Here is a 10,887-nt window from a genome sequence, read left to right on the forward strand (position 1 = left end):
CTTCGAGCGCGGCGCCGCGCACCTGCCAGTCGGCGCTCTGGAGCTGGAGGCGGATGGGGCGGCCGAGGTCGTCGATGGCGAGGTCGACCGAGCCGGCGGGGCCGCCGGACGGGGTCGTGAGCTGGGAGACGTAGCGCCAGCCGGAGGGACCGGTGGCGCAGTGGAAGGTCTCGTCGCCGAGGGGGGAGTGATCGTGGGGGTCGTGGAGCGAGTAGCGGCCGCGGGGCATGGTGCTGGGGTCCTTGACGGAGACGGGACAGGCCCCCGCCATGGGGGCGGGGGCCTGTTCTACCAGTTACCGAGGCGGTGGCTGGGATATCCGGCCTCGGTGGCGGTGTCAGTAGCGGTAGTGGTCCGGCTTGTACGGGCCCTCGACCTGGACGCCGATGTAGGCGGCCTGCTCGGGGCGCAGCGTCGTGAGCTTGACGCCGAGCGAGTCGAGGTGGAGGCGGGCGACCTTCTCGTCCAGGTGCTTGGGAAGGACGTAGACGTCGGTCGGGTACGCCTCCGGCTTCGTGAAGAGCTCGATCTGGGCCAGGGTCTGGTCCGCGAAGGAGTTGGACATCACGAAGGAGGGGTGGCCGGTGGCGTTGCCCAGGTTCAGCAGGCGGCCCTCGGAGAGGACGATGATCGTCTTGCCGTCGGGGAAGGTCCAGGTGTGGACCTGCGGCTTGACCTCGTCCTTGACGATGCCCGGGACCTTGGCGAGGCCGGCCATGTCGATCTCGTTGTCGAAGTGACCGATGTTGCCGACGATCGCCTGGTGCTTCATCTTGGCCATGTCCGAGGCCATGATGATGTCCTTGTTGCCCGTCGTGGTGACGAAGATGTCGGCGATCCCGACGACGTCGTCGAGCGTGGTGACCTGGAAGCCGTCCATGGCCGCCTGGAGCGCGCAGATCGGGTCGATCTCGGTGACGATCACCCGGGCGCCCTGGCCGCGGAGCGACTCCGCGCAGCCCTTGCCCACGTCGCCGTAGCCGCAGACGACCGCGACCTTGCCGCCGATGAGGACGTCGGTGGCGCGGTTGATGCCGTCGATGAGGGAGTGGCGGCAGCCGTACTTGTTGTCGAACTTCGACTTGGTGACGGCGTCGTTGACGTTGATGGCCGGGAAGAGCAGCGTGCCGGCCTGCTGCATCTCGTACAGGCGGTGGACGCCGGTGGTGGTCTCCTCGGTGACACCGCGGATCTCGGACGCCAGCTGGGTCCACTTCTGCGGGTTCTCCGTCAGGGTGCGGTTGAGGAGGGTGAGGATCTGGGCGTACTCCTCGCTGTCCGCCGTCGCCGGGTCCGGGGCGGCGCCCGCCTTCTCGAACTCGACGCCCTTGTGGACCAGGAGGGTGGCGTCACCGCCGTCGTCCAGGATCATGTTCGGGCCGCCGGTGGGGGTGCCCGGCCAGGTCAGCGCCTGCTCGGTGCACCACCAGTACTCCTCCAGCGTCTCGCCCTTCCAGGCGAAGACGGGGATGCCCTGAGGGTCGTCCGGGGTGCCGTTCGGACCGACCGCGATGGCGGCCGCGGCGTGGTCCTGGGTGGAGAAGATGTTGCAGGACGCCCAGCGCACCTGTGCGCCCAGCGCCACGAGGGTCTCGATGAGCACGGCGGTCTGCACCGTCATGTGCAGCGAGCCGGTGATGCGGGCGCCGGCCAGCGGCTGCGCCTCCGCGTACTCCTTGCGGATCGACATCAGGCCGGGCATCTCGTGCTCGGCGAGAGTGATCTCCTTACGACCGAAGGCCGCCAGCGACAGGTCCGCGACCTTGAAGTCCTGGCCGGTGGTGGTAGTCATACGGCTGCTCCTCCTGAGGGGCGAGCGGGAGTGGGTACGGCTGTGCACGCGGTCAGCAGCGTGGGCCCGGCCCGTGCGGGCACGGTCGGTCGCACACTGGTCTCCCTGGCCGCAGCTCAGTCCGTCGGAGGCCCTCTCTCCCTCGGACGGTCCGTCCTCGCGGACCGCCCGACCGCCATCAGCAGCGACGTCTGGCTTCGGTCCGAATCTACACCGGGGCCCCCGCCGTGCCCCAGCCCCCTCGGCCCCCGAACCGGTCCCCTTCCGCGGGCGTGCCCCGGGCTCCGCACCTGTCCGACGGACTGTCAGGTGTTGCAGGATGCGGTGAGTGCGCAGGGCGAGGTGACGGTGTCGCTCCCGCGCGGGGACGAGCCTGTGAGGAGAGGTCCACGTGACGCGTTCAGCCGGTTCAGACGGTCCCCCTTCCCGGCCGGAGGCGAGCGGACAACGGCTCAAACTGCTTGCCGTGACCGCCTGTCCGACCGGCATCGCGCACACCTACATGGCAGCGGAGAGGCTGACCCAGGCCGCGGAGGCGCTCGGTCACGAGATGAAGGTGGAGACGCAGGGGTCGATCGGGGCGGAGAACGTCCTGTCCGACAACGATGTCGGCCGGGCCGACGGAATCATCATCGCCGCGGACAAGGACGTCGACCGCAGTCGCTTCGCGGGCAAGCGCGTGCTGGTGGTCGGTGTGGCCGAGGGCATCCACCACCCCGAGCAGTTGATCGAACGGGTACGGGACGCGCCCGTCTACGAGGGGGACGGCGGGACCGGGCGCGGTGGTGGAGGTGCGGACGCCGGGGGTGCGGCCCCGAAGGGTGGCCCGGGCGGACGCGGCGGCGCTCGCGGTGTCGTCTACAGGGCGCTGATGAACGGCGTCTCGTACATGATCCCGTTCGTCGTGGTGGGCGGTCTGCTGATCGCGGTGTCACTGGCCCTGGGCGGGCACACCACGCCCGAGGGGCTCGTCATCGACAGCTCGTTCTGGCGGTCCGTCAACGACATCGGCGTCATCGGCTTCAAGCTGATGGTCCCCGTCCTGTCCGGTTACATCGCCTACGCGATCGCGGACCGGCCCGCGCTGGTGCCGGGGATGATCGGGGGGTGGATCGCCAACACCGGTGAGCTCTACGACAGCAAGGCGGGCGCCGGGTTCATCGGGGCGATCGCCACGGGTTTCCTCGCGGGCTACGTGGTGCTGTGGATCAAGAGGATCCGGGTTCCGCGGTTCGTGCGGCCGGTCATGCCGATCATCGTGATCCCGGTCGTGGCGACGACGGCGGTGGGCCTGTTCTTCATCTACGTCCTCGGCAAACCGATCTCCTGGGTGTTCGAGCACCTCACCTCCTGGCTCGGGGGCCTGACGGGGGCGAGTGCGGCGTTGCTGGGCGTGGTGCTCGGACTCATGATCGCGTTCGACATGGGTGGCCCGGTGAACAAGACGGCCTTCCTCTTCGGCGCGGGTCTGGTGTCCGGGAACCCGGAGGTCATGGGCATGTGCGCGGCGGCCATCCCCGTACCGCCGCTCGGGCAGGGGCTGGCGACGCTGCTGCGGCGCGGGCTGTTCACCCAGCAGGAGCGGGAGACGGGGCTGGCGGCGCTGTTCATGGGTTTCTTCGGCATCACCGAGGGTGCGATCCCGTTCGCCGCCGCCCGGCCGGCCAGGGTGATCCCGGCGAACATGCTGGGCGGAGCGGTGGCGGGTGCGGTGGCGGGGCTCGCGGCGGTGACGGACAGCGTGCCGCACGGCGGGCCGATCGTCGCGGTGCTGGGGGCCGTGGGCGGGGTGCCGATGTTCTTCGTCGCCGTGGCCCTCGGCTCGGTGGTGACGGCGCTGGCCACGGTCACGTTGATGGCCGTGGGCGAGGGGCCGCCGGCGAGGGCGCCGCGGGTGCCCGTGCCGGCCGGGCCCGTGGGGCCGCCCGCACCCGCCGGGCCGAGGCGGCCGGAAGAGGTGCTCTCCGGGTATCTCACCGGGCGGACGGTGAAGGTGGAGCTGGCGGCGGGCCGTAAGGACGAGGCGGTCCGGGAGCTCGCCGAGCTGCTGGCCGTCACCGGCAGGGTGACCGACGTGGACGCGCTGGTGGCCGCCGCCCTCGCCCGCGAGGAGGTGGGGACGACCGGACTCGGTGAGGAGATCGCGATTCCGCACGCGAAGACGGACGCGGTGTCCGCGCCGGTCGTCGGCTTCGCGCGCTCCTCCGAGGGCGTCGAGTGGGGGGCGCTGGACGGGACGCGGGCCCGGCTGATCTTCATGATCGCGGTGCCGGAGGCGGCGGCGGGGGACGAGCACCTGCGGATTCTGGCGCTGCTGGCGCGCAAGTTGCTCGACGCGGGCTTCCGGGGGCGGCTGCTGGCGGCAGCGGACACGGAGGCGGTGATGGGGGTGCTGGGGGAGATCGGCTAGGACCGGGCCGCGCCCCCTGCGCCCGTCGGCCCCTCCCCCACCGCCCGTTCGCCCGCCGTTCGCCCGCCGGTCGCCGCCTGCTCAGGCGCCCGCCCGGCGGCCCTCCGTCCGTGGGCTTCCGGGCCGCCCCGCCCTCAGTGGGTGCCCGGACCGCCCGGCGTCGCCTTCGGGTCGAGGCCCGCGGCGGCGGCCTCCTCGCTGTAGATGTCGGGTTCCAGGTAGATCACCCGGGCGATGGGCACCGCCTCCCGGATGCGTACCTCCGCCTCGTCGATCGCGCGGGCGACCTGGGCGGCCGTGTCGCCGCCCGGTACGGCGATCTTGGCGGCGACCAGCAGTTCCTCCGGGCCGAGGTGGAGGGTGCGCATGTGGATGACGCGGGTGACCGTCGTGCCGTCGACGGCCGCGGCGCGGATGCGGGCGACCTGCTCCGGACCCGCGGCCTCACCGAGCAGCAGCGACTTCGTCTCGGCGGCGAGGACCAGGGCGATCAGCACCAGGAGGGTGCCGATGCACATGGTGCCGATGCCGTCCCAGACGCTGTCGCCCGTGGCGAGCGTGAGGGTGACGCCGGCGAGGGCGAGGGCGAGGCCGACGAGGGCGCCGAAGTCCTCCAGGAGGACGACCGGGAGCTCGGGCGCCTTGGCGGTGCGGATGAAGGAGCCCCAGGTCTGCTTGCCGCGCAGTTCGTTGGACTCCCGGATGGCCGTGCGGAAGGAGAAGCCTTCGGCGATGATCGCGAAGACGAGCACGCCGACCGGCCAGTACCAGTGCTCCAGCTCGTGCGGTTCCTTGATCTTCTCGTAGCCCTCGTAGAGGGCGAAGACGCCGCCGATGGTGAAGAGGACGATGGAGACGAGGAAGCCGTAGACGTAGCGCTCCCGGCCGTAGCCGAAGGGGTGCTCCTCGGTCGCCTCCTTCTTGGCCTTCTTGCCGCCGAGCAGGAGCAGGGCCTGGTTGCCGGAGTCGGCGACCGAGTGCACGCCCTCGGCGAGCATGGACGACGAGCCGCTGAACGCGAACGCGACGAACTTGGCCACCGCGATGGCCAGGTTGGCGCCCAGTGCGGCGACGATGGCCTTGGTTCCGCCTGATGCACTCATGGGTGCGGGTTGTCCCTTCCGCCGCTGCGGCGACTTTGCTTTCCCTTTACGGGTGTACGGCCGGTCATTGTCGCAGCCGGTGCCGCCGGGTGCCCGTCAGGAGCCGACCGTGGCGCGGAAGACCGTGCCCTCGCCGCCGAGGGTGACGCGCTCCCCGGCCCGCACGAACGCGGACTCGCCGCGCGCCAGGGACAGTTCGGCGCCGTCCTCACCGCGCAGGACGGCCGTGCCCGACGTGCACAGCAGGATCTGCGGGGTGCGGGCGTCCAGCGGGCGGGCGGCGCCGCCCGCGGCGAGGACGTGGCGGGAGAGCCGGAACTCCGCCGCCGGGGTCTCGTAGACCTCCGCGCCGTCGTCGTCGGCCTCGGGCCGCAGGACGCCGGGGGGCGTGGCCTCGAAGCGGACGACCCGCAGCAGTTCGGGGACGTCGACGTGCTTGGGGGTCAGTCCGCAGCGCAGGACGTTGTCGGAGTTCGCCATGATCTCGACGCCGAGGCCTTCGAGGTAGGCGTGCGGGACGCCGGCGCCCAGGTAGAGGGCCTCGCCGGGGGCCAGCCGGACGTGGTTGAGCAGCATGGCGGCGATGACGCCGGGGTCGCCCGGGTAGTGCCGGGCGAGGGAGGCGTAGGCGGCGTAGGCGGCGCGGTGGGGGCCCTCCTCGCCGGCGAGCCGCCCGGCCGCGGCGGCCGCCTCGGTCACCGTGTCGGCCATGGAGGCGGGCTCGGCGCTCAGGACGGCGGTGAGGACCTCGCGCAGGGCGGCGCTCTCGGGGTGGGCGTGCAGGAGGTCGACGTAGGGCTTGAGCGAGTCGACCGCGAGGGCGGCGAGCAGGTCGGCGGTGGCGTCGGGGGCGCGGAAGCCGCACAGGCCCTCGAAGGGCGTCAGGGCGCAGATCAGCTCGGGCTTGTGGCTGGCGTCCTTGTAGGTGCGGTGGGGGGCGTCGTGGGGGACGTGGCGGGCCTCTTCGAGGGCGAAGCCGGCCCTGGCCTGGTCGAGGTCGGGGTGGACCTGGAGGGACAGGGGTTCGGCGGCGGCGAGGACCTTGAGCAGGAACGGCAGCCGGGGGCCGTGCCGGCGGACGGTCTCCTCCCCCAGCTCGCCCTCGGGGTCGGCGGCGACGACCTCGCCGAGGGGGGCCGGGCCGGTGCCGCGGTCGACGCGGGAGGGGGCTCCGGGGTGGGCCCCCATCCACAGCTCGGCCTGGGGTTCGCCGGTGGGCGGGGTGCCGAGCAGGTCGGGGATCGCGGTGGTGGAGCCCCAGGCATAGGGGCGCACGGTGTTGGCGAGGCGGTCCATGGGGCCATTCCTGACTGTCGGAGCGAGGACCCGGGGCCGGCGGGGCGAACGCCCGGAGCCCGGGAGTGACGGCTTCGTCCGGCTTACGGGCTGGAGGCGAGCGCCAGGTATACGGCGGCGAAATCGGTGATGGCCAGCAGTTCGGCGGCGGTCTCCAGGGGGCCGCAGCCCTCGGCGGGCTCCAGCTCGCTGACGGGGGTGTCCCGGTGCAGGGCGAGCTCGCGGGCCGCGGGGGCCGGCGAGGTGACGGCGGGCTCGCGCTCGCGCAGCAGGACGACGCGGGCGTGCAGCGCCTCGGGCTCCTCCACGCGGTCGCGGAAGAAGTCCTCGGGGTCGGCGCCGGCGGCGAAGTCGCCGGCCAGCAGGGCGCTGTGCGCGGTGAGCGCCTCGGGCAGCTCGCCGGCGAGCGCCGGCCGGCCCGCGAGGGCGGCCAGGACGGTGGCGAAGCGGCGGCCGGCGGCGGCGGCCAGCTCGCCCTCGGTCCAGATGAGGGGGAGGGTGTCGGCCAGCTCGGCGGCGAGGGTCTTGGCGGGGTTGCTGTACGTGGCGATCGCCGGGCCGCAGCGCTCGGCGATCTGGTCGAGCCGGTCGGCGAGCGCCTCCAGGGCGCTGGGCGGTGTCTCCGCCAGGCCGAGGCGGTCGGCGAGGACGAGGAGCGGGGTCAGCAGGGACCAGAGCGTGCCGGGGCCGGTGGGCAGCACCTCGGGGGCGTCCTCGGGGGGCTGCTCTCCGCTCGCCATCGTGGTTTCGTACAGGGTCGTCGTCAGCGGGATGGCGAGGCCGCGGACCTGGGCGGTGGCGTCGGCCAGCGGGGAGCCGGCCGGGGTGACCGTGACGACGGAGCAGCCGCGGCGGTAGGCCTGCTCCAGCAGGACCGCCAGGCCCGGCTCGGTGCCGTCCGGGCTGGCGACCAGCAGCAGGTCGAGGGGGCCCGTCCAGCCGGGGAGCGCCCAGCGCAGGGCCCCGGGGGCGGGGGCGACGCCCGAGGGGCGGATCAGCGTGACGGGGCAGTTGTCGCCGGCGAGGGCGGCCAGCAGGTCCGCGGTGGAACCCCCGGCCGGCCCGGGGCCCGCGACCAGGACGGCGCGCGGGCGGCCGTCGGGCTGCAGGGCGCCGATGCCGGCCTCGGCGGCGTTGCGGACGGCCGTGCGGACCCGGGCGCCGGACTCGGCGGCACCGCGGAGCAGACCGTGGAGGTCGGCGCGCGAGAGGCCGTCGGGGTTGTCGAGAAGGGACTCGTCGAACACCGTGGATCAGCCTCCGATTTGCCGAGATGTACCGGTTTGCCTGGCGGCGGGGCGGTGCGGGTCAGGCGGGGCGGCGTGCCTCGTCGACCAGCAGGACCGGGATGCCGTCACGGACGGGGTAGGCGAGACCGCAGCTGTCCCCCTGGCACACCAGCTCGGGGGTCTCCTCGGTGGCGTTCTCCTCGCGGAGGGAGGCGTGGCACGCCGGGCAGGCGAGGATCTCCAGGAGGCCGGCTTCGAGCGGCATGGGGGTTCCCTTCGGGGTGTGCGGTTCTGTGTCGTCAGGGTAGCCCTTCGACGGGTGGGGCGGGGGTGGGCCGGGGCGTGCGCGCCGCCCTCCGGGCCGCCCCGTTCCCGCCGGGGCCCCCTACGCCCGGACGATCGCCAGGACCTCGTCCCGCAGCCGCTCGACGGTGGCGGCGTCGCGCGCCTCCACGTTCAGGCGCAGGAGCGGCTCGGTGTTGGAGGCGCGCAGGTTGAACCACCAGTCGGGGGTGGTGACGGTCAGGCCGTCCAGCTCGTCCAGCTCGACGTCGGGCAGGTTCTCGTACGCGGCCCTGACCGCGGCCGTGCGGTCCGCCTGGTCGGCGACGGTGCTGTTGATCTCGCCGGAGGCGGCGTAGCGGTCGTACTGCCGGACCAGGTCCGACAGCGTCCCGTCCTGGCCGCCGAGGGCGGCGAGGACGTGGAGGGCGGCGAGCATGCCGGTGTCGGCGTTCCAGAAGTCGCGGAAGTAGTAGTGCGCGGAGTGCTCGCCGCCGAAGATCGCGCCCGTGCGGGCCATCTCCTGCTTGATGAACGAGTGGCCGACGCGCGTGCGGACGGCCTTGCCGCCGTTCTCGGCGACGACCTCCGGCACGGACCACGAGGTGATCAGGTTGTGGATGATCGTGCCGCCGGGGTGCTTGGCCAGCTCGCGGGCGGCGACCAGGGCGGTGATCGCGGAGGGGGAGACGGGCTCGCCGCGCTCGTCCACGACGAAGCACCGGTCGGCGTCGCCGTCGAAGGCGAGGCCGATGTCCGCGCCCGTCTCGCGGACCTTGTCCTGGAGGTCGACGAGGTTCTTCGGGTCGAGGGGGTTGGCCTCGTGGTTGGGGAAGGTGCCGTCCAGCTCGAAGTACATGGGCACGAGGTCCACCGGCAGCCCGTCGAGGACGGTCGGGACCGTGTGGCCGCCCATGCCGTTGCCGGCGTCGACGACGACCTTCAGGCGGCGGATGGCCCCGAGGTCGACCAGGGAGCGCAGGTGGGTGGCGTAGTCGGCGAGGACGTCGCGTCCGGTCACCTTCCCCGGCGTCGCGGCGGCCTCGGGCGCCCCGCCCTCGGCCCAGCCCTCGACCAGGGTGCGGATCTCGGCGAGCCCGGTGTCCTGGCCGACGGGCGCGGCGCCCGCGCGGCACATCTTGATGCCGTTGTACTGCGCGGGGTTGTGGCTGGCCGTGAACATGGCGCCCGGCAGGCCCAGTTGCCCGCTGGCGAAGTACAGCTGGTCGGTCGAGCACAGGCCGATCTCGGTGACGTCCACGCCGCGGGCGGCCGCGCCGCGCGCGAAGGCGCGGGACAGGCCGGGCGAGGAGGGGCGCATGTCGTGGCCGACGACGATCGCGCTGGCACCGGTGACCTGGGCGAAGGCGGCGCCGAACAGCTCGGCCAGTGATTCGTCCCACTGGTCGGGCACCACGCCGCGCACGTCGTACGCCTTCACGATCTGCGACAGATCAGCCACAGCCAACCCCTCCTGGACTCCGGTACGGGACAACAAACCTACCTGCCGCCGCCGGGCCGTCCGGACGCCACCGGGGAACGCCCTGTCAGGAGTCCGGTGAACGCAGCACCCTGAGGTGGCCTCGGCGGGCGACCTCCATCGGGTCGGCGCCGCGCACGTGGGGCGCGACGGCACCCGCGGCGCCGCCGGGGGCGGCGGGGCGCTCCTGGGGGCGGGCCGCCTCGCGCACGGCGTTGGCCAGGGCTTCGAGGTCGTCACCGCTGGGGCGGGCGGGGCCGTCGTCCACGGCGAGGCGGACGACCTCCCAGCCGCGCGGCGCGGTCAGCCGCTCGGAGTGCTCGGCGCACAGGTCGTAGCAGTGGGGTTCGGCGTAGGTGGCGAGCGGGCCGAGGACGGCGGTCGAATCGGCGTAGACGTACGTCAGCGTCGCGACGGCCGGGCGGCCGCACGCGGTGCGCGAACAGCGACGTACAGGGCTCACGAGGTTGGACGGTACCGCACTCTTGAGCGGGCCGCGACGACTCACCCCCGGCTCACTCCTCCGTGTCGTCCCGGTTCGTCCGGTGGACGCCGTTCCCGAACGGGCTGGTCGACCTGTGTGGGGCGCAGGACGGGGCTCGTTCGGCAGCAAAGAAATCTGTCATCACCAGGTACACATAGTGTCATTCACCATGCGACCGCCGATCTCCCATATGGCTGTAATTGATCGCATACATGACTGGAACGCTCAAGCGGCGACATGCCAGGAGATGGGCGGCTACCGCGTGCACACCGCCGGACGGCGGATACCCTCGGGTGTGATGGACAGCCCCGTACCTCCCCCGGCCGACGCCGGCGGCGTCCCCAGCCCGACCGGACCGCGACCGCGTCACCGCGACCGCCACGGACGCGGCATGCGCGGACCCATCGCACCCCCGCAGGTGCCCCTGTCGGTCAGCCGGGCCGAGGCGTTCGTCGACCTCGTGCAGGACTCCGCGGAGCGCCTGGAGAGGCGCTGGCCGCAGCTGGCGGCGGTCGACTTCCTCGTCCGCGAGGTGCCGTCCCCCGACGACGACGGCCCCGGCCGGAGCGCGCTCGAGGCCCTGCTCGACGGCGACACGGTGCCGCTCGGCCGTTACGTCGCCGCGCACGGGGACGCGCCCGACCGGATCATCGTCTACCGCCGTCCGGTGGAGATCCGCACCAAGACGCGTGACGAGCGGGCCCTGCTCGTCCACGAGGTGGTGGTCGAGCAGGTCGCCGAACTCCTCGGGCTCGCCCCCGAATCGGTCGACCCCCGCTACGGACAGGACTGACGGGCCCTCACCCCCGGC

General features: G+C 73.1%; 10 protein-coding genes (1 of these 10 running past the window's edge). 2 read left to right on the forward strand and 8 right to left on the reverse strand.

Annotation, left to right across the window (positions count from 1 at the left end):
• Positions 1-229: the 5' portion of a hypothetical protein gene (locus CYQ11_RS11660; RefSeq protein ID WP_099199745.1), read on the reverse strand. It extends 386 nt beyond the left edge of the window; the window shows 229 of its 615 coding nt (coding positions 1-229); the start codon lies at positions 227-229; its stop codon lies off the left edge, out of view.
• 108 nt (positions 230-337) lie between these two features.
• Complete coding sequence (gene ahcY, locus CYQ11_RS11665; protein WP_099199691.1) at positions 338-1,792, reverse strand: adenosylhomocysteinase; 1,455 nt, start codon at positions 1,790-1,792, stop codon at positions 338-340.
• Positions 1,793-2,258: 466 nt separating this feature from the next.
• Here ahcY and CYQ11_RS11670 point away from each other — a divergent pair, with 466 nt between their 5' ends.
• Entirely contained in the window at positions 2,259-4,202 is a 1,944-nt protein-coding gene (locus CYQ11_RS11670) for a fructose-specific PTS transporter subunit EIIC (RefSeq protein WP_181143638.1), read from the forward strand.
• 134 nt (positions 4,203-4,336) lie between these two features.
• On the opposite strand, the gene CYQ11_RS11675 is transcribed toward CYQ11_RS11670, so the two are convergent.
• From CYQ11_RS11675 to CYQ11_RS11700, 6 genes are all read right to left on the reverse strand, one after another.
• Entirely contained in the window at positions 4,337-5,305 is a 969-nt protein-coding gene (locus CYQ11_RS11675; RefSeq protein WP_099199690.1) for a cation diffusion facilitator family transporter, read from the reverse strand.
• A gap of 96 nt (positions 5,306-5,401) precedes the next feature.
• On the reverse strand, positions 5,402-6,601 hold the full coding sequence (gene manA, locus CYQ11_RS11680) for a mannose-6-phosphate isomerase, class I (protein ID WP_099199689.1): 1,200 nt from the start codon (positions 6,599-6,601) through the stop codon (positions 5,402-5,404).
• A gap of 83 nt (positions 6,602-6,684) precedes the next feature.
• Positions 6,685-7,848 (reverse strand): SIS domain-containing protein, encoded by a 1,164-nt coding sequence (locus CYQ11_RS11685; RefSeq protein ID WP_099199688.1) that lies wholly within the window; start codon positions 7,846-7,848, stop codon positions 6,685-6,687.
• A 61-nt stretch (positions 7,849-7,909) separates the two neighbouring features.
• Positions 7,910-8,095 (reverse strand): Trm112 family protein, encoded by a 186-nt coding sequence (locus tag CYQ11_RS11690; protein WP_099199687.1) that lies wholly within the window; start codon positions 8,093-8,095, stop codon positions 7,910-7,912.
• A 120-nt stretch (positions 8,096-8,215) separates the two neighbouring features.
• On the reverse strand, positions 8,216-9,574 hold the full coding sequence (locus CYQ11_RS11695; protein ID WP_099199686.1) for a phosphomannomutase/phosphoglucomutase: 1,359 nt from the start codon (positions 9,572-9,574) through the stop codon (positions 8,216-8,218).
• A gap of 85 nt (positions 9,575-9,659) precedes the next feature.
• Positions 9,660-10,100, reverse strand: a complete 441-nt coding sequence (locus CYQ11_RS11700; protein ID WP_099199685.1) for a DUF3499 domain-containing protein — start codon at positions 10,098-10,100, stop codon at positions 9,660-9,662.
• Positions 10,101-10,374: 274 nt separating this feature from the next.
• Here CYQ11_RS11700 and CYQ11_RS11705 point away from each other — a divergent pair, with 274 nt between their 5' ends.
• Positions 10,375-10,869 (forward strand): metallopeptidase family protein, encoded by a 495-nt coding sequence (locus CYQ11_RS11705; protein ID WP_099199743.1) that lies wholly within the window; start codon positions 10,375-10,377, stop codon positions 10,867-10,869.
• Positions 10,870-10,887 lie beyond the last annotated feature (18 nt).

This window comes from Streptomyces cinnamoneus (assembly GCF_002939475.1).
In the GTDB taxonomy this organism is placed as follows: domain Bacteria; phylum Actinomycetota; class Actinomycetes; order Streptomycetales; family Streptomycetaceae; genus Streptomyces; species Streptomyces cinnamoneus_A.

Excerpts from the sequence above, each read along its gene's own strand:
- ahcY (WP_099199691.1), bottom strand. The coding sequence starts at position 1,792 with ATGACTACCACCACCGGCCAGGACTTCAAGGTCGCGGACCTGTCGCTG.
- CYQ11_RS11675 (WP_099199690.1), bottom strand. The coding sequence starts at position 5,305 with ATGAGTGCATCAGGCGGAACCAAGGCCATCGTCGCCGCACTGGGCGCC.
- manA (WP_099199689.1), bottom strand. The coding sequence starts at position 6,601 with ATGGACCGCCTCGCCAACACCGTGCGCCCCTATGCCTGGGGCTCCACC.
- CYQ11_RS11690 (WP_099199687.1), bottom strand. The coding sequence starts at position 8,095 with ATGCCGCTCGAAGCCGGCCTCCTGGAGATCCTCGCCTGCCCGGCGTGC.
- CYQ11_RS11705 (WP_099199743.1), top strand. The coding sequence starts at position 10,375 with ATGGACAGCCCCGTACCTCCCCCGGCCGACGCCGGCGGCGTCCCCAGC.